This is a genomic window from Stenotrophomonas sp. YAU14A_MKIMI4_1 (assembly GCF_003086855.1).
In the GTDB taxonomy this organism is placed as follows: Bacteria; Pseudomonadota; Gammaproteobacteria; order Xanthomonadales; family Xanthomonadaceae; genus Stenotrophomonas.
In genome coordinates this window covers 485,461-503,850 of sequence record NZ_CP025998.1, presented here as the reverse complement: position 1 = coordinate 503,850, position 18,390 = coordinate 485,461, and the positions used below count along the sequence as shown (strand labels likewise).

Sequence of the window (18,390 nt, the reverse complement as noted above, 5' to 3'; positions counted from 1 at the left end):
CCAAGACAAGGTGGACCTGACCATGACCAAGCAACAGCTCACGACCATCAACCCGCTTACCGAACAGGTGCTGGATACCTACGCCTACATGTCCGACGCGCAGGCAGCGGACACCGTCAAAGCCTGCCACGAGGCCTTCCTGCAGTGGCGCCTGCGCAGTCTGGAAGAACGCGCCGCGGTGGTGGCAGCCATTGCCCGCAAGCTGGAAGAGAAGAAAGAAGCCTTCGCCCAGCTGATGACCAACGAAGTAGGCAAGCTGATCGGTGACAGCCGCAGCGAAGTTGATCTGTGCGTGGCCATCTGCAAGTACACCGCCGAGCAGGGGCCGACGGTGCTGGCCGATGAAGAGCGCCCCTCGGCCAATGGCGTTGGCATCGTGACCCACTCGCCCATCGGCGTGGTGTACGGCATCCAGCCGTGGAACTTCCCGGCCTACCAGGCGGTACGTTACTCCATCGCCAGCTTGATGGCAGGCAACGGCGTGCTGCTGAAGCATGCCGAAAGCTGCACCGGCAGCGGCCTGCTCCTGCGCGATCTGTACGAGGAAGCCGGCCTGCCCAAGGGGCTGTTCGGCGTGCTGCTGATCAGCCATGACCAGTCCGATGCCATCATCGACCACGACCTGGTGCGCGCGGTAACGCTCACTGGTAGCGAAAAGGCGGGGCGCACCGTGGCCGAGAAGGCCGGCAAGGCACTGAGGAAGACCATGCTCGAACTTGGCTCCAACGATGCCTATCTTGTGCTGGACGATGCCGACCTGGAGCTGGCGGTGAAGACCTGCGTGAAGGGGCGCCTGTTCAACAACGGCCAGACCTGCGTCAATGCCAAGCGCTTCATCGTGACCGAGAAGAACTACGACGCGTTTGTTGAGGCGTACGCAAAGCAGTTCGAGCAGATCCGCATGGGCGACCCGAATGACGGCAAGACCCAGCTCGGCCCGATGGTGTCCAAGGCCCAGCGTGACACCCTGCACGAGCAGGTCAGCAAGAGCGTTGCCCAGGGCGCGCGGCTGGTGGTGGGGGGCGAAGTGCCGGCCAGGACCGGTTGGTTCTACCCGGCCACGGTGCTGGCCGATGTTGCGCCAGGCCAAGTGGCGTACGAGGACGAGCTGTTTGGGCCCGCTGCGGCCATCATCAAGGCGAAGGACGATGATGACGCCATGCGTATTGCCAACGACAGCCGCTACGGGCTGGGCGGCGGCATCTTCAGCCGCGATGTGAAACGCGCGCGTGAGCTGGCCACCACGTACTTCGATACCGGCATGGTCTGCATCAATGGCTTCAACGTGGCCGGCCCCACCCTGCCCTTCGGCGGGGTGAAGGCATCGGGCTACGGGCGTGAGCATGGGCCCGAGGGGCTGAAGGAGTTCGTCAACATCAAGTCGATTACGCTGCCGGCGGGGGCGTGATGTGGGCGGCTTCTGGAGGGTCACGGAGCGGGACGACCTCCCTTCAGGTGAGCGAATCGTTGATCGAACTGTGAACTCGAGAGCACTTCTGATCATGGCAAGCCTGCGCTGCTCACGCTGCACGCCATATAGTGGCCAGACCGCTGCAATGGATGTGCTGATGATCAGGAGTTCTCTACGGGCGTTGGGCGCTCGAACCGCCACATGTGGGCTTGTGGCTCTCTTGGCGATCGGAGTGGGTTGCGCGCGAACACCTGGTGCGTCCAGCGCCGGCGAGCGGAGCTCAGGACCTGAAGCACAGCCGTCCAGCATTCCGATGGCCGAGCTGCAGGCGCGCATCCTCACTTACGCAGATTCACTCAGGTCGCGCGCGGACATCAGTCCCGAGAAGTTCGGCGAGGCAATTGGATTCACTCTATTGCCCGTCCAAGGAAACAGCATCAAGACGCAAGCAAGGAATCTTGGCGTGGCGGAGGGCTACAACTACAGCGCGTCCTATTTCTCTGGCGAAGCGCCGGATGACTATCCCATGCACTCGATCATCTTCTATCAGGCGGGGAAGCCATCTGTCACCGAATCGCCCGACGGCGTCTGCTACTGGGACGCAGACAAAGCGGGGCGCGAGCTGGAACGGTTGGGGTACTCCGGGGGAGAGGAATCTCCATTCCAAAGAGGCGGTATCAGGAACTTTTGGCGTGCAGGTGGTGAGGGGAAACAAACGCTGAGGACCAGTCTACTCACCTACGCGAATGGGACGAGCCCACGTGCAGCAAGGTGCGTCTATGAAGTGCGGTTCGGAGGAGCTGACCAGTGACGGTAGGACAACCTGAAATCGAGCCACTGCTGGCAGACCTGAAGTCGGACAAGCAGCTGCCGATGTGTAGAGATGGATGTGCGGCGCGTGATGCTCTGCTTTCAGGACGCAAGCCTTTGGAGAGACGTGGATGCTGAGCGTACGATCAGAGCACACTGGCCAATGGGTTGAGTCGGAACGACTATGCCAATGGACTTCAAGCCACGCGGAAGTTCTGCGATTGACCCCAGCAGCGGCGTATCCATCCCGCAGCCTCGCATGCTACCCGCAATTCTGCCGGAAGGCGGAACAGGCATCGAGTTCCAGTACGCATTCCGTCGCAATGGCGATCGAGTGGGCGGTTTAGGGATCTTCGGAATCGAGACTGCATTGGTGATCAATGGTCACCGCGAGTGGCTGTACAAGCTCGAAATCACGCACCATTCGGCCTTCGATTCGATTTTTAGACTGAAGCGAAAGATTGGAAACACGGATGATGATTTCATCTTTCTTTCCGCCATTGCCCAGGGTCTTGTAGCTGTATTTGTAGGCAGCGCCAATAGCACCGAGCCACAGAGAAATGTGGTTGTGACTTCTCTCAACGCCCTCAGTCAGCATGGAGTTGCGCTGCCCCAGCACATTCCATACTCAGCGAATGGCGAGGTTGTCTTGGCAGAGGCATGCGTTCCCGACAGCCAATCGCAGGCGGTGGACCCGTAAGCAGATGCGTGTTCAGTTGCTTTTCCGCACAACCTCGCGGGGACCGACCAACAGAGCGGAGGGAAGTCCGCTATCGCCTCATCAGGTGGAGCGAGTTACCGGCTACATCGATGCGTTGGAACGTCATGCCCCTCCTTTCAGTCGCCCTCCCCTCCGACCCAGCTTTTCCCAAGAACGGGTCCCGATAGCACAGCAGATATGGTAACCACTATCATGCCTTTCAATTTTGAACCTAGAGAGGCGTCTGCCGTAGATGAGCAGAGCGGAATCTCCATCCTGCGACCCAGGATGCTCCCAGATGCTCAGCTGGATGGCAGCGTAGGCATTGAATACCAGTACACGTTTAACCGCGACAGCAAGACTGTGTGGGCCACTGGCTTCTTTGGCAAGCAGGCACTCATCAGCACGAACGGCGGTCGCGAACGCCGTTACACACTGGATCTTGGCCCTGATTGGGTACTCAATGACATGCTCAAGTTCAACGACTCACTCGGCAGTTTAGATGAGCCATTTGCGTTCATTCAGAGCCTTGCACAGGGTCTTGTGAATTCGTTCGCTGTACAGGTCGGCAACCTGCAGAACCTGCGCTTTGTAGCTTTCACCCACGCCGACGCACTGACACGAGCTGGGGTACCGGTCCCGGAGGGAACTCCAATCTGCGATGACGGCTCCATCATCCTCGCCAGCGTCTTCATCCGCGCTCACCAAGTCTGAGGGGGACCTTCATGGCCAGCTCAACCTTTGATGACTACGCCAGGACAACGTTCTCTGTAGCGACAAACGTAGCCGACGACAGCGCTATCAATACACAGAAGATGGACGAGGTGATCGACTATCTGAAGTGACCTCGCTCTGGCCCCAATGGCGCGGCGAGTGTTTCGGAATAGGTGAAAGGGAGGCTGCACAGCTTCCTCGACTCATCAAGCATTACACCGCTTGGGGTATGGGCCTCAGGAGCGCTCCAGGACACCATCTGGAAGGGAGGGGGCTTGCAGGCAACTGGAGGCGGGGCGGGTGACGCAATTGGCTTGCTGAGTGTGTGACACAGGGAGCACTCCTGTGCGTCCGCCCGCCGGGGTGTGGAGTACAGCAGGAACGCCTCATATAGTTGGCGCATGTGAAGCAAGAGACTCGCTTATGGGCCGCATCGTCAGACCGCCGACGCTGCTACCGTTGAATGAACGTTCGCGTGGGCGACCGGTCTGTTACCGATGGCGAAGCCCTCCTTGTTCCTGTGAACTCCGATTGGCCAATTTGACTGGTCATCACCAGTAGTCTCACCACGAAATGCAGGAATTGAGATGCCCTTCCACTTCCACGCCAAGCCCTACTCTTCGCTCGATCCGATCAGCGAAACAGAGATCCCCCTTCCAAGAATTGGACCGACTGTCCTTGAGGACGGCCGGCAAGGGACTGAATATCAGTTTTCCATCTATCGAGGAGATTCGCGGGTAGGCGGAGTAGGGTTCGATGGGTGGAATGAAATGACCCAGGATGTGGATCGCCCTGTCCACTCATTCGTCTTCGACCTTAGGCACCCTCAGGTCATCCAAGCCATGCTGAGATACAAGGAGAGGTTGGGTAGCATTGATGACGACTTCACCTATCTTCAAGGCCTTGCAGAAGGTTTCGCAATGTCATTCGCAGGTCGTACTGGCCATGATGAGGCCCTACGGTACCTCGCTGTGACCAGCGCACAGGCGCTAATGGAATCGCAGGTCCTTGTGCCTGCAACCGTCGCTCAAGGAGGCGATGGTTCCATTGTGCTGGCCAGCATCGACGTCCATGCACCCGGCGACTGAGGTCATATTCCATGGAGAGATTCATCGTCGATGATTCTGTAAAGACAACAATTGGCGGCAACTCGTCACGCGGCTATTGCGAGAATCGACGTTGCGACCTTTGACGTGCAGCTGAGCTCTACGCAGCGGCACTGCCCGCAAGCGGGTGAACGCAGAGTCAAGGCGCGGAACTATCATCATTTCCAGAGAGATAGAATGCCCATAGAATTCAGACCGGATTCGAACTCCGCATTCGATGCAGCGAGTGCAGTAAGAATCTCTTTTCCACGGGTTCTACCGGCAACTCTACCCGACGGAAGCGAGGCCATTGAGTACCAATACACTTTCCGTCGTGACGGAGAGCGGGTTGCGTCGCTCGGAGTTCTCGGCACCGAAACGCTTTCGGTTCATGTCAATGGAGACGAGCGCCTTTGCACATTGGACCTTAGCGCCAGTGAACTACTGGAGTCCATCTTGCGTTTCAAGGAGAGGATCGAGAATTCAGACGATCCCTCCCCCTTCGTCCGCGCTGTCGCGCAGGGACTGCTGAACGTATTCTCCAATCAACCTAGCACTTCTGAGAGCGTTCGTTACGTCGCCTTTGCTCGGGTTGACTCATTGATTCAACACGGCATAGCAATAGCTGAAAACAGCCTGCAGCTATGCGATGGAATGGTACTCCTGGCCAGCCCTTCTGTTCCGCAGCAGCGAGCCGAGGTTGGCTAGTACGCCTCTAAGTTTCCTACGAAATCCTGGACGGTCCATTCCCCTTCCAAGTGGGGTCCGTAGGAGCACTGCAGGACATCATGTGGAACGTAGGTGGGTTCACGGGCGACTGGAGGCGGGGCGGGTGACGCAATTGGCTCATCTAATGTGTGAACTAACGCGCACTACCAGCGCCGCCAAACGCTCGCCGGTGAAGTGGCTCGAAGTACAGCCGTATAGTGTTTCAGCCACTGCAAAGGAACTGCTGATGAAGAACGATCGGACGCATGCTCCGGACTTTGTACCAACGGTTTCATACGCTTTCGGTGACCATGTTCACGTCGATTCGCGACACAGTCTGCCTAGAGATTTGGTGACTTGGCAGACAGGCAGCGATTAAGCGCTGCGCTGACGAAACCGCACAACTCAAGTTCGACCCCGAAGGCCCCTCAGGAAAGCTCCATGCCTATCCGATTCATTCCAGTCGAGAACACCGCGTTTGACCCAGAAAGTGGCGTGACCATTTCCAACCCAAGAATTCTGTCCGCGATCAACCGGGATGGGAGCGAAGAGATTGAATACCAGTACGTGTTTCGTCGCAATGGGGAGCAGGTTGGCGGGACAGGATTCTTTGGCACCAAACAGGTCGTCGAACAGCATGGACGTCGCGAAGTTCGTTACACGCTGGAATTGAGTCCACACCAGGTTCTCGAGTCCATCCTGAGACTGCAGAGGGCATTGGGAAATGCAGAGGAAAAGTACTCCTTCATCCGCAATGTTGCGGAGGGACTGGTGAATGTGTTTTCCGGCCAAGTCAATAACTTCGAGGATCTTCGATATGTCGCTGTCACCACCGCAAGTGCGCTGGCATCTGCAGGCGTGCGCATCCCGGATCAGAATCTAGTCGGCTCCAACGTCCATGTTGTTCTTGCCGAGGCGTATGTACCCGCGGATGCGACCTGACGCGTGACATCATGAGGCATGACGGCTTGGCCCGGCGCCATCAGACCAAACGAATGGTCGGCAGCAAAAGGCCTACTTCCTCACGCAGAAGGCATTACGTCGTCATCAACTTGCCCCCATCGAATTCTTCATCTGAAAGCAGGACAAGATCGTGCCCATTGAGTTCACTCCGCAAGCTAGAACTGCCTTCGACGCGTTCAACGGCATAACCATTTCGTTCCCAAGAATCGTCGCATCAGACCTGCCAGATGGAAGCGAGGCCACGGAGTATCAGTACACCTTCCGACAAGGAGAGCGGATCCTTGCAGCCATGTCTGTACTTGGAACAGAGGAACGAACTGGGGAGGGTGAGCATTGGGGCTGGAAGCACACTCTGGACCTGAGCTCAACCCACACCTTGGCGTTGATTGCCAGGCTCAAGGCCGACCTCGGCAGTACCGATGACCCAATGGAATTTTTGCGGGCTATTGCGAAGGGGCTGCTGGCTGTTTTCGTCAATCAAACTGACAACTTTCGGGAAGTGCGTTACGTCGTTATCACGCGAGCAGGCGCCCTGACACAAGTTGGCATCGACGTCTCTGAAGGTGCCGCGTTGGTATCCGATGGCCAGATCATTCTGGCCGAGCTAACTATCCCAGCTCACGTCTTCTGAGGCGAGACAACATGGCCCAGTTCGCGTTCAAGGAATTTGTACTAGCCACATTGGAACCGGCAACGAATGTGGCTGATGGTAGTCGGCTTTCCGATCAGCAGAAGGCGATTGTTGTTGAGTATTTGACTTCTCCCGGCTCGGGCCCAGACGGTTCAACGAGCTACGAGGATTTCGTCAAGGAAAAGATGCACGTCCATCCACCTCGCCTTCCGAAGGATGTGGAGTACATTGCGTTCTCAGGGATCGACGGAAGAGAGATCTCAAACTTCGACAACGCAACCGAGTATCAACGAAACATTGGCGGCAGAGCAGCGATCATCGGCGGTACGCCGTGGGGACGATACATTGATTCGCTGAATGAGCACCCTGAGCACCATCAGGGCTTCCATGCCGTCAAGGACAAGTTCCGAGACTTCATGCATGCTCATGGATTCGTTCCCAGGGGGGAGCCAATCAGCGCTCTCCAAGACATGATGTGGAACGCTGGCAGCTCCCAGTTCCTCGAGAACGCCATCGGCACAGGCAAGCCCTTGGTAGCGTTTGTCGATGGGGCAAAACCCGGACGTGGGTTCGACAAATTTGAGCTACCCACCGCCCTCGAACACCCCCAGCTCCGCATCAACGGCTACCCCATAAGCGCCTTCGGTCCGGACCCGCTCACCTTTGCCAGCCAGTCAGCCGCCGAGTACCAGACCCTAGAGCGCACCCTCGCCCAGCACGCCACCACCAACACTGGCCAAGCGGTCGACGTCGCCCAGGTACGCCTGCACCTGAAGCCTATCGATGGCTATGACGCCATGGGCAAGACCCTCTTCGAAAAGCCCCTGCACGACTACAGCGCTCTAAGCCTTCACGAGATGTCCACCACCCGCGCGGAATGGGTCGCTGCTCGCTCGGCGCTGTCTACGGGCCCGCGTCTGTTCGCCGATCTTCCCGAGCCACTGCCCCATTCGCCGCTGCAGCCGGGCGCACCGCGCGGGCCTCCGGGCGTGGCAGTAGCCGAGGCAGTACCTCACGGGGTGAACCCCGGCATGAAGGCACTTGGCGTGGCCGGCGTCGCCCTTATGGCGCACGACTTCGCCACTTCCGGCCATAAGTGGGTTGAACTGAACTCGCAAGGCAACACCGCAGGGGCCGATTCCACTTCGGCGCATTTCGTCGGCCGCAACCTGGGCGGTGCGCTGGGCGGCTTCGCTGCCGGTGCGGGCATTGGCCTCGTAACCGGCTCGTGGTCGGGCCCCGGCGCTGTCGTTGCGGGCATCGCTGGTGGCGCGCTTGGCGCCCATCTGGGTGAACAGTGGGCCGCACAGAAGGACATCGAGCGGATCTATATCCAGCGGGACCCGTTGCACCGCACCTGGACGCGTAGCCCGGCAGACCCGGAGGGCCGCTGGCTGCGCGGCGCCGAGCAACAGCAGGTGCAGAGCGCCGATCTGGGGACTGGCGTGGAAGTGCGGCCCGTGCAGACGGCACAGGGCGCCGATGTCACCTTCAAAGCCGACTATGTGGCCACCGGCACGCTGGAGCGCCAGTTGAACTGGCAGGCCGCCCGCGCCTCTTACGAGCTGGGCCTGGCCAACCTGCCGCCGCCGCAGAATCCCTATCGACTGAATGCCAGTGGCTTGAATGAGCCGCCACCCAGCGCCTTCGAGACCGGAAGGGAGTTCGTACGCGATACCGTCTCCCGGCAATGGGAGCTGGAGATACGGGAAGTCGTTGATGGGCGCACGCCCATCACCCGGCGCGAACCCGTTCCGCCGGAACGCGAACTGGCCCTGGATGAGCAATCGCGCACCGTCATCGCGCAGAACGCGGCCAACACCCCCGCGTCGGTGGCGTCGCGCTACATGGTGGCCCACGAGCAGGGCCGCTGGAGTGATTTCGGCGACGCGCAGAACCCGTCCGTTCCGCAGGCAATCCGCAAGGCGCAGGGCGGCGCCGATACCCTGCGTGCAAGCGACGGCCGCAGCTACAGCCGCCATGCGGATGGCCAGTGGGTCCACGAGGGCGTGGCCTACGACACTCAGGCCAATCGCAATATCGGCGATGAGCTGGAGATCACCTGGCAGAGCCAGAACGCCGGCATTGCAGACATGGGCAGGATGGCCGAGCAGATCAAGGCCACCGTACACATCGCGCCTGAGGGCGTTCGCGGCCAAGTGGAGGCGCTGTACGCAAAGCACGGCATTCCCCGCACGGAGGAGCAGCTTGCCGCCACTACCGCTGCGGTGGAACAGAAGCTGGCCGCCGTTGGAAAGCAGACCGACATCACGCTGGAACTGATGCCCGACCCGCGCACGCACGCGCCCAGCGCGGACAGCGCCATCGCCTCCTTCGGCACTGCCCCGGGCAACCGCATGGAGCTGACCTCCACTACCACCGTGGAGGACATGGCGCACATGCAATCGGCCCATGGGGCCCCGTCCCCTACCCTGCCGCAGATGGATGGGCAGCAACGCGAACACCCGACCGATCCCGCCGTGGGACAGGAACTGGAACGCCGCACCCATACAGTGCAAGGCCACGCCGGCAAGGCAGCGGAGGAAGCCCAAAATGCAGGCAGCCCGCTGTTGCCGGGCCACCCCGACTACCCACTGTACGAGCAGATTCGCGATGGAGTAGCTGCCCTGGATGCCAAGCAAGGGCGCAGCTTCGACGCGATCAGCGAACGCATGAGCGCGAGCCTGCTGGTGCTGGCCAAAGACAGCGACCTGTCACGCGTGGACCACGTGGTGCTGAGCAACGCGACCGCGCAGGGCCCTGCAGGACAGACGGTGTTTCTGGTGCAGGGCGAGTTGAACGATCCCTCGCATCTGCGTTCTTCGATGCCCACAGCGCAGGCCGTGCAGACGCCGGTTGAGCAATCGCTGCAGCGGTATGAAAGCGTGAGCCAGGAAGCGCAGCAGCGTGCGATGAGTCGTGAGCTTGAGCAGCAGTCGCAGGAAGAGCGGATGCAGCAGGAGGTGAGAGGGCGTGCGGCGAGTATGGGGTGATCCCCCCCGGTACCCACGAATACCCTCTTGGACCATGACCGTGCTACCGATCGATCCCGCCTGGCTGGCCGCCTTCGATGCCGAGCTTCGCTACCTGTTCGCCATCGACCACCACGATGCTGGCATGGATGCCTCTCTGCTGGGCTGCTACGCCGATCTGCCGCCGCGCGAGGCGGCGCTGGCGTTTGGCAGTGACTACGATCTGGAGCGCGACGATGCGCTCTGGCCGCGCCCTGGGTTGGGCATCAGAGTTAAGTAAGTGACGCAATCGGCTTGCTGAATGGATAACTGAACTCATTCGACCTCAACTGGAACCCATTGAAAGATCAATCCTGTCGATAGTGGTCGACGCGCCAACCGCACGGCACGTATATTTCTCAGCTAGATGAGCAATGGATTGACTCCATGAAGATTGCTGCTTTCAGCTTCCGCTGTGCTGTCACGGCAGTGCTGACACTGGGCGCCGGCGGATGTATGAATTCCTCATCCATGGAATCGCAAAGCAAGGAGGCTGAAATGAGTGAAGATCCCGGCGTGCGCCGCACGATCAAAGGGCACACCTACACCACTGAACCTGTGGAGGCCAGGATCGGCCCGCACCGATTCATGTTCCCCGCCAACTACTACGACAACCAGATCGGCCCGTACTTCGATGGCAGCGTTGGGCTGACGGTTCTGTGGCCCGACCTGGGCCCCGCCCCACCGGGCACCCGCCCGGATCGTTCGATGGAAGACTTCCAGCGCTCTGTGGTTATTGGCCTGCAGCATATTGATCGCACTCCTATCAGAGGCTTGTTGAAGCGCTATGCCAGCACGGAGCAGACCTCGACGCCGACATCGGTACTGCGCAACGACCCAACCGAACGGCTTGATCTGCGGATTCCCCAGCCAGAGCGCTTCGGCCTGGTGCCCTATGCAATCAACGAAGCATTGATGCCTGCGTTCCAGAAGGCACTGGAGCAGGAAACGAAGATGCCCCAGCCCCGCAATCTGCGCATGGAGAAGGATTGGTACGTCGCTCGAAATGGCGATGGCGAACTTACAACCTTCATCAAGTGCGAGAGCGAAGCTCACTTCCCCGACGGTCTCACCATCTCCGGTGATCGACTGGCCGACACGGAAGACAGCCGGGTAGCCGGCTGCATTCACTACTTCGTGGACGTTGAGGACAGCATCTCGATCACTGCAACCTATCCCCGGGTCATTCTGAAAGACTGGAAGCGCATCGAGTCTGCTGTGCGCACCACCCTTGCCAAGTACAAGAGGTCCTGACAATGGCCGCTCAAGGAACAACTGACGCCCCCGGCCTGAGCCAACGCGATATTGATGTTCTGACCGCCTACGCGAAGTCTGGAAATCGCGAGCTCTACTGGAACTACCTGGCACAGCATGAAGGGTCAGATGGATACGGGAAGCTGGCCTTGGGCGTGGTGCGCAACGACAACATGCCCGGCGCCACCGCCAACAGCTATGCCCAGGAGTTTGCAGCGGACCAGCATGGCAAGGGCAGCGGCTTCGCTAACCGCGTTCTGAGCGAAAGGCAGTGGGACGACTTCGGTCAAACGCTGCTGTTGAGGGACCTGGAACAGCGCCAAAAGATGATGGAGGAGAACCGGCCTGACCTCGCCCTCAACCTGCCGGTAGCACGCGTGCAGCAAGCGCATGACGATGCGTTCAAGGATCACAAGCTCGACCCAAACTGCTGGACACCCCGGCTTCTGCTTGAGGCCGCCTATGCAAAGGGTGGCACGGAGGCGACACAGGCCATCTGGAAGAGCATGCTGGACAATTCTACGTATGGCGTCATCCGCGGTAAGGACACCGTGGTCAACGTCGCTCAGTACATGGAGCCAGCAGACGCTGCGGCCTACAGCGCTAGCCTGCTAAGGGCGGGCGCGCTGGCCAGCATCAGCGAAGCGAGCGTCGACCCGAATCACATCGGCAACAAGATCCGGATGCATGAATACTCGCCGGAACAGGACCAATGGCGGGTGGGCGCGGGTGAAGCCGTAAAGGCAAGTAGCCCCGTCGCCCGTGCACTGGGGCAGATCACGATTGAGGAAACCGATCGACAGACCATTGATCGGCTCAATGAAACACGGGAACTCCGCCTCGAGCGTCAGCAGAAGTCGCACGCGTTCCATCCCGACGATCCGCACCGGACGATCATGAAGAGCCCGGTGACCTTGGCGTCCGAACAGGTCCCCCTGCGCGAGGAATCCTTGGCAAGCGCCCAAGGCCTGCCGGCGGGCCACGAGAACGCCGCACTGCATCAGCAGATCAAGCAGCATGTTGCCGAAATCGACGCCGGGCTGGGCCGCCCCTTCGATGAAACCAGCGAAAGGCTGGCGGCGAGCCTGACCGTGAAGGCCGTCGAGGCGGGCATGCACCGGGTGGACCACGTCGCCCTCAGCAATGCCAGTCACCAGGCCCCCGCTGGCCACACGGTCTTCGCCATCCAGGGCGACCCGGCTGACCCGTCCCATCTTCGCGCGGCCATGCCCACAGCGCTGGCGGTACAGACGCCGGTCGAGCAGTCCATGCAGCAGCTTGAGGGGCTTCGTGTTGCAGGCCAGGAACGTGCGCTGGCGATGCAGAAGGAGCAGCAGAGCCAAGATGCACGCGCCCAGGAGACCCCACCCCATTCCATGCGGATGGGCTGATCGCCCACTGTCAGCAAACCCCGGCCGCAGCCTGATGGATGTCAGGCTAATCCCGACACCACATCAGACAAATCTGATGTTCTAAAGATGAGCAACACGTCACACTCTTGGCGGGGCCAGGCCGGGTCCTGCTCTCCCTGCTCGGATGAGCACCCTGCCAGGTAGATCATCTGTCGCAACAGGGGCTTATATGGGCAACATCAACGTATTCCTTCGGGAACGCCTTGTGGAGATCTCCGCGAAGCGGATTTACATCGCACCGAACATCGAAGAGAAGAAGCTCAACAACGCCATCGGCGCCTTTGACTACGCAGGAAAGCCGGGAAATGTGGTTGCGGTCTACGACGACACCCTGCTCGGCAGCGCAAAGGAAGGCCTCTTGTTCACTGGCGAACAAGTCATCTACCGCTCCCTGTTGGGCAAGCCCCAGCGGTTCCCCTACTCCGACCTGCTGAGCGCGCAGTATCTCGAGGTCCCCATTGAAGGCAAGGCCGGGAAGGTGGATAAGCTGGTCCGCCTTTCGCAGGTCAATGGCGCCAGTATCGATATCCGCGGCGCCTACCTGAATCTACCGCCGCTTGCCGATATTCTCCAGCAAGCCATCAGCAACTTCGAGAACCACCAGGAAGAGGCCCAGTCCATTCCTATCGAGGACATGGCAGAGTCGCTGAAGGTGGCATATGTCAAGATTGCAGTGAACGCGCCCCACGAGAACCGGCAGGAGCTCGGCCACAAGGTGTTCGCCGAGCTCATGCTGCTGATGACGCGCCTGAATCTCAACGAAGAATCGCGTATGGCTGTACGCTTGTATATCGCTGCAAGCGACCAGCGCGAGCTCGTTGAGAAGCTCGTTGCAGACCTCGACCAGGCCTGCCCTGATGGCCAGATTCACCTCGTCCACGTCTCATTGGTGAAGGAGCTCATCAACCTTCATCACTGTATGACTGGGCGCTATCGAGATCAGTTCGCCTTCCTCGACCTACACCAGCAGCTGTTCCGCGTCTCCGCGGCAGACATTGAACTGGTTGTACTCGCGATCAAAAGCGAGCACGACATGCTGAAGGAGGATGTCACCGACGATCAGCTGACAGAAACCATGAAGCTTCTGTCAGCCAAGGCCGCCGCGGTCGGCACGCCCTTGGCTGCTGTGTATCTGTCCGGGTCGGTCATTGGCATGTCTGCGGCTGGCATGACATCCGGGCTGGCCACGCTGGGCTTGGGCGGCATCCTTGGTCTTTCCAGCATGGCCACCGGCATTGGCGTGGCTGTACTCATTGGCGTCGGGACGTACGCAGGTATCCGCAAGCTGACCGGGGCCAATGAACTGACCCGATTCAAGCGAAGGGGCCTGATGCTTGCGGAAGTCATCAAGCAGACCCAGCTAACCCTTTCGCTGCTCGTATCGGACATCAACAGCGTCACGCTTCGGCTGAATGACCAAATCAAAATGCACGGCGCGCAAAGCGACAAGATCGAGAAGCTGATGCGGCTGATGACCCAGCTTACAGGCGCAGGCAAAGTGCTTAACGAGCGTTCTGAGGCCGCACAGAGCAGCGCAACAAAGCTTAGTTGCGCCCGCTATCTTGATGAGGAACGGGTTCGTAGCCTCACACGCGACCCCACCCGACAGGAGCTGGGGGAATGGATCATCAGCCACTATGAGCCCCGCATGGTGCAGGAGACCAAGGACGAGACCACCGTGGAGGTGGAACGACTTGTATTGAAGGCAGATTACGGCGTTCGGGAGCTGGAGGATCTCGCCCAGTCGTTCCAGGCGATTGGTTACTTCAGTGTGTCCGATGTGGTTGCCGGCAAGGTAACAGATCTTGCCAGCAAGGCCACCCGGGGCATTTCCAACCTGTGGTCATGACTCCGGACGAAGAGCTGGATGCGCACGGCAATCGCGTGCGTGTCCAGCTGCACCAGGTCGCCGCAATCGAAGCACAGCTCGGCAACATCTCGTCTGTGCTGGATACCATGGCGTTGGCCCAGGTCGAGCAGGACGTTCTACTGGACGACGCCATTGCGCTGGCAGAAGCAATGCTTGCCAGTGCCGATGCCTCTGTATTTTTCCCCGGGCAAGATACAGAGCTCTTACTCAACATTCATGCCGAGTTGCATTGCGAACCCGATGCCCAGCCCGGAGCAATAGCGCCGCTCTCGTTGATTGATGGCATTTCGATCTCTCCCGATACTTCGGACGAGGCGTACGAGGCGCAGTTGATTGCCTATGCGGCACGGAACAGGATCGACCTAACGGAAGATCCGTTCGCAGACCTGATGACACCCAGTCAACGCGTGGCATTCGAGAAGATGGTGCTCGAGGACTTCTCGTTGAAGGCCGCGGACTGTGATAAGTACGACTACATGCTGGCAGGTGCTTGCGGCGTAATCGGCGGCCTTGTCGATGTGCTTTTTGTGGGTGCGGCAAGCGCGACAGGAGGCAAGGATGCCAGCCCACTGGGCAACGCAGCTGACTCCTTTGTTCACGGGGCGGTACGGCAGTTTGCCCGCCTGATGGGCTGGAAGGGCCCCGCCGAAGGCAGCGATCCTACAAGAAGCGCGATAGGCTGGCTTGAGCGGACCTTTGGTATCAACTATGACCACCGCCATGGTGGCGATGTTGGCGGTCTGTTCAAGATGAGTACCCGCAACCACCACATCAAGAGCCTGGGTCATTCGCCTGACCTGGTCGGCCTGTTCTTCTCCATCCTTGATCAGTTCTGCAGCACCGCGCACTTCGTTGCCGATGGGAAGTTGGTCTCGGTGGATACGGAGACCTTCGAGCTGAAAGGCCGAACGCTTTCGGCAAAGATCTTCGCCGGTTTCGTCAACTGGATCGGCCACTTGTTCTCTGACGTTGCCGGGTCATCTGGGGCGCAGGGGCGCGGCTCCGGTATTCCGATGCCGTTCTATTCTCTGCTTCAGTTTGTGAATGCAGGAAGCTTCGGCAAGGATCGGCAGACCTTCGCCACCATTGCGGTCAGGGTTTTCGAGCAAGGCTATGATTTCCGCCATGGCCTGGCGATGGCAATACCGGTGATGCTGACCGAAGTTCTAACCCGCATTACCTGGGTGGTTAAGCAGTGGGCGGTGCATAACCGCCCGCTGTCGCAGTGCATGCCATTTGGCAGCATTCCCGAGCTTCGGAGAATGCTGCTCGTCAGCCATGGCAGCCTCTGCCTGGTGGATGTCGGCGACGCAGCACTACGCTTTGGCGGCGACATCATTGGCTTCCTGCTTAGAGGAAACATGGTGGCATGGGTGCGCTTCGGGTGCGTGTCGTTGACTGAGACGAAGGCACTCATCGCCGCCGGCAGCCTTGATCACGACGCCGTTGATGAGTACCTCGATGCCGAGTACGCACGCCTGCTGCGGGCATGACCGCGCACGGGCTTTCTTGTAAATTTTGTTCGATCTGCCAAGGGGATGGCTGCAATGGCCTTTGATCTGATTAATGACGCCGGACTGCGAGAAGCTAGCGCAAGAGCGCTGGAGCTACACCGGAATGGGCACAGCCTGGATAGCTGGATCTCGCGCGTCGCCGAATGGCTTGTTCATGTGGAAGGCGCTGACCACGACACGTTCGTCGGGCGCGACTTCCAACACCAACTTTGGGAAGTCCAGACCATCGCGGCTACCGGGCAGGGCCACATTGATGTGTCTGCCGTCATTGCCAACAAGGAAATCGCCGAGAAGCTCTGGTCACTCAAGCAAGCCAAGTTGCCCGACTCCTTCAGCGAGCGTGTTGCCTGGCTTGGCGCGGCGTGGGAAGAAGTAAGCGCGCTGGTCGTTGCGCTGACTGACCGCAAGCCCAGACTGAAGCAGTACCGCGTTTTCGCCTCTCTGTGGCCGCAGGACTTCACCACTGTTGCGCACTATCAGAAGCTGAAAAGCCTGGCCAGAGCGTTGGGGCTGAGCATTGGCTCCGACCACCGCACGGAGCTGCATCAACGTATCCTGCAACGGCTGGATAGCGCTGGCATCGTATTCCGCAGCCGCGAGGAACGCATGACCCTTCCGTGGGTCCTGTACGTGCACTACGTTCAGGAGAATGGCAGCGAGGCGACTGAGCTTCCCAGCGAGTCTGCTGGCGACCTCCGGCTCAACCCACTGCCCGCGGGACGCCGCCGGCGCGGCATGCTGGCTATCAACGGATCGGTTGCCAGCGTGCTGGCGATGCTGGAGTTTGCCAAGGGAGGGCGCAAGCGTGCGGACTTCCTTGAACATATCCGCTCGGTGAATCCAAAGCTGGCGACCAACTCGCTGGGTACCAACTTGAACGCGTTGATCGCTGAATGGGGCGCATTGCGCTCGTCTGGCGACGATCTGTTCCTGACACCGCGAGGCGAGGCCTTCCTGGAATCGGGCGAAACAGAGGAGGTCTCTGACTGGCTGCTCACCCAGATCCTGGGCTTCGACAATCTCCTTTACATGCTCAACCAGGCCCCCCTTCCGCAGAAGCAGGCGATCAGCCGCCTGCAGAAGGTCAATCCCGGCTGGACCAGCAACTTCGCCCCGACCGTGCTCATCAACTGGATCAAGGGAATGGAACTGGCCGAGCTGGATGCCGGGAAGGTCCTGCACCTGACCCAGCGGGGCCGTGCGTGGGCGTCCCGTATCCATTGGACACCGGGCGAGCTGTCCCCCGTAGTGAAGGATGCCGACGAGGTACGGACGGATTCGCCCGTCGATGAAGTTGAGGACCTCTGGTCGAACCTGCCCTCGCTTAGCGAGATCACCGCATCGTTCCCCGCCGATCTGGCTTTCGACCCCAGTCTGATTGCGCAGTTGCACGCCGGGCTGTGGAACCGCAGACACCCGCGCCGCCACTTCGCCGTACTGACCGGGTTGAGCGGCGCCGGCAAGACTCAACTTGCTCTGGGCTATGCAAAGGCACTGTGGGCTGGCGTGGCTGAGGCCGATCCAGGGCAGCGTGGGTACCACATTGTTGCCGTACAACCGGGGTGGCATGACCCGAGCAGCCTGCTTGGCTATGTCAATCCGATCGACACCGATGTGTACATGCGCACCGGCTTCCTGGAGTTCCTGCTGCGTGCGATTGCAGATCCTGACCGTCCCTACGTTGTGCTGTTGGATGAGATGAATCTCTCCCATCCCGAGCAGTACCTGGCGCCCCTGCTGTCGGCCATGGAGAGCGGCGATGCGGTTGAGCTGCATGCGCTTGGGGATGAGGTTGGCGATGTGCCCGGACACATCGACTATCCGTCCAACCTGGTCATCATCGGCACGGTGAACATGGACGAGACCACCCACGGGCTGAGTGACAAAGTGCTGGACCGCAGTGCCGTGATCGAGTTCTGGGACATACCGGTGAACGACTACCCCGGCTGGACATCTTCGGCGTTGGGCGCAGAAGCACTGGCACAGGTAAAAGCTGTACTGAACGCACTGATGACGCCGCTGCGTGCCGTTCGACTGCACTTCGGCTGGCGCACGATTGCCGATGTGCTGGGCTACGTGGAAGCCGGCGTGGAAGGGGGTGCTCTCACCGCGGCCCAAGCCTTGGATCACTCTGTGTATGCCAAGATCCTGCCCAAGCTGCGTGGTGAAGACACCAAACGGCTACGGGATGCCTTTGATGCGGTCGCAGGCGTGCTGGAAAGCCATGGGTTGAGCAAGTCTGCCGGCAAGGCACGCGAACTCTGTGCGGATCTGCGCGAGCAGGGAAGCGCGCGGTTCTGGCGCTAA

Annotated in this window: 14 protein-coding genes; all 14 read left to right on the top strand. The window is 59.9% G+C overall.

Features of this window, described 5'->3' with window-relative positions; all coding sequences use genetic code 11:
- The first annotated feature begins 22 nt into the window (after positions 1 to 22).
- Positions 23 to 1,408, top strand: a complete 1,386-nt coding sequence (locus C1931_RS02170; RefSeq protein WP_108757621.1) for an NAD-dependent succinate-semialdehyde dehydrogenase — start codon at positions 23 to 25, stop codon at positions 1,406 to 1,408.
- A 316-nt stretch (positions 1,409 to 1,724) separates the two neighbouring features.
- Positions 1,725 to 2,222, top strand: coding sequence for a hypothetical protein (locus C1931_RS02165; protein WP_108755247.1), 498 nt, complete (start codon positions 1,725 to 1,727; stop codon positions 2,220 to 2,222).
- Between the two features lie 189 nt (positions 2,223 to 2,411).
- Complete coding sequence (locus C1931_RS02160; RefSeq protein ID WP_159095437.1) at positions 2,412 to 2,921, top strand: hypothetical protein; 510 nt, start codon at positions 2,412 to 2,414, stop codon at positions 2,919 to 2,921.
- 213 nt (positions 2,922 to 3,134) lie between these two features.
- On the top strand, positions 3,135 to 3,635 hold the full coding sequence (locus C1931_RS02155) for a hypothetical protein (protein WP_159095436.1): 501 nt from the start codon (positions 3,135 to 3,137) through the stop codon (positions 3,633 to 3,635).
- Between the two features lie 587 nt (positions 3,636 to 4,222).
- Positions 4,223 to 4,723, top strand: coding sequence for a hypothetical protein (locus C1931_RS20220; RefSeq protein WP_159095435.1), 501 nt, complete (start codon positions 4,223 to 4,225; stop codon positions 4,721 to 4,723).
- A 1,146-nt stretch (positions 4,724 to 5,869) separates the two neighbouring features.
- The gene (locus tag C1931_RS02145) at positions 5,870 to 6,370 is read left to right on the top strand and encodes a hypothetical protein (protein ID WP_159095434.1); all 501 of its coding nucleotides are present in this window, start codon (positions 5,870 to 5,872) and stop codon (positions 6,368 to 6,370) included.
- Between the two features lie 151 nt (positions 6,371 to 6,521).
- Positions 6,522 to 7,022 carry a hypothetical protein gene (locus tag C1931_RS02140; RefSeq protein ID WP_108755242.1) on the top strand — a complete coding sequence of 167 codons (501 nt, stop codon included), beginning with the start codon at positions 6,522 to 6,524 and terminating at the stop codon, positions 7,020 to 7,022.
- Positions 7,023 to 7,033: 11 nt separating this feature from the next.
- Positions 7,034 to 10,015, top strand: a complete 2,982-nt coding sequence (locus C1931_RS20215; protein ID WP_159095433.1) for an XVIPCD domain-containing protein — start codon at positions 7,034 to 7,036, stop codon at positions 10,013 to 10,015.
- 34 nt (positions 10,016 to 10,049) lie between these two features.
- A complete protein-coding gene (locus C1931_RS02130; RefSeq protein WP_108755240.1) occupies positions 10,050 to 10,274 on the top strand; it encodes a hypothetical protein in 225 nt (74 codons plus the stop codon).
- Positions 10,275 to 10,420: 146 nt separating this feature from the next.
- On the top strand, positions 10,421 to 11,287 hold the full coding sequence (locus C1931_RS02125; RefSeq protein ID WP_234412862.1) for a hypothetical protein: 867 nt from the start codon (positions 10,421 to 10,423) through the stop codon (positions 11,285 to 11,287).
- Positions 11,288 to 11,289: 2 nt separating this feature from the next.
- The gene (locus C1931_RS02120) at positions 11,290 to 12,678 is read left to right on the top strand and encodes an XVIPCD domain-containing protein (RefSeq protein WP_108755239.1); all 1,389 of its coding nucleotides are present in this window, start codon (positions 11,290 to 11,292) and stop codon (positions 12,676 to 12,678) included.
- 190 nt (positions 12,679 to 12,868) lie between these two features.
- A complete protein-coding gene (locus tag C1931_RS02115; RefSeq protein ID WP_108755238.1) occupies positions 12,869 to 14,548 on the top strand; it encodes a hypothetical protein in 1,680 nt (559 codons plus the stop codon).
- A complete protein-coding gene (locus tag C1931_RS02110) occupies positions 14,545 to 16,062 on the top strand; it encodes a hypothetical protein (RefSeq protein ID WP_108755237.1) in 1,518 nt (505 codons plus the stop codon). The genes C1931_RS02115 and C1931_RS02110 overlap by 4 nt, the downstream gene beginning before the upstream one ends.
- 54 nt (positions 16,063 to 16,116) lie before the next feature.
- Positions 16,117 to 18,390: a hypothetical protein gene (locus C1931_RS02105; protein ID WP_199913902.1), complete on the top strand. Its 2,274-nt coding sequence runs from the start codon at positions 16,117 to 16,119 to the stop codon at positions 18,388 to 18,390.

What these genes read in the sequence shown, in the direction of transcription:
- C1931_RS02110 (WP_108755237.1), top strand. Translation starts at nt 14,545, where the DNA reads ATGACTCCGGACGAAGAGCTGGATGCGCACGGCAATCGCGTGCGTGTC.
- C1931_RS02170 (WP_108757621.1), top strand. Translation starts at nt 23, where the DNA reads ATGACCAAGCAACAGCTCACGACCATCAACCCGCTTACCGAACAGGTG.
- C1931_RS02120 (WP_108755239.1), top strand. Translation starts at nt 11,290, where the DNA reads ATGGCCGCTCAAGGAACAACTGACGCCCCCGGCCTGAGCCAACGCGAT.
- C1931_RS02105 (WP_199913902.1), top strand. Translation starts at nt 16,117, where the DNA reads ATGGCCTTTGATCTGATTAATGACGCCGGACTGCGAGAAGCTAGCGCA.
- C1931_RS20220 (WP_159095435.1), top strand. Translation starts at nt 4,223, where the DNA reads ATGCCCTTCCACTTCCACGCCAAGCCCTACTCTTCGCTCGATCCGATC.
- C1931_RS02155 (WP_159095436.1), top strand. Translation starts at nt 3,135, where the DNA reads ATGCCTTTCAATTTTGAACCTAGAGAGGCGTCTGCCGTAGATGAGCAG.
- C1931_RS02115 (WP_108755238.1), top strand. Translation starts at nt 12,869, where the DNA reads ATGGGCAACATCAACGTATTCCTTCGGGAACGCCTTGTGGAGATCTCC.
- C1931_RS20215 (WP_159095433.1), top strand. Translation starts at nt 7,034, where the DNA reads ATGGCCCAGTTCGCGTTCAAGGAATTTGTACTAGCCACATTGGAACCG.
- C1931_RS02160 (WP_159095437.1), top strand. Translation starts at nt 2,412, where the DNA reads ATGGACTTCAAGCCACGCGGAAGTTCTGCGATTGACCCCAGCAGCGGC.
- C1931_RS02145 (WP_159095434.1), top strand. Translation starts at nt 5,870, where the DNA reads ATGCCTATCCGATTCATTCCAGTCGAGAACACCGCGTTTGACCCAGAA.
- C1931_RS02130 (WP_108755240.1), top strand. Translation starts at nt 10,050, where the DNA reads ATGACCGTGCTACCGATCGATCCCGCCTGGCTGGCCGCCTTCGATGCC.
- C1931_RS02125 (WP_234412862.1), top strand. Translation starts at nt 10,421, where the DNA reads ATGAAGATTGCTGCTTTCAGCTTCCGCTGTGCTGTCACGGCAGTGCTG.
- C1931_RS02165 (WP_108755247.1), top strand. Translation starts at nt 1,725, where the DNA reads ATGGCCGAGCTGCAGGCGCGCATCCTCACTTACGCAGATTCACTCAGG.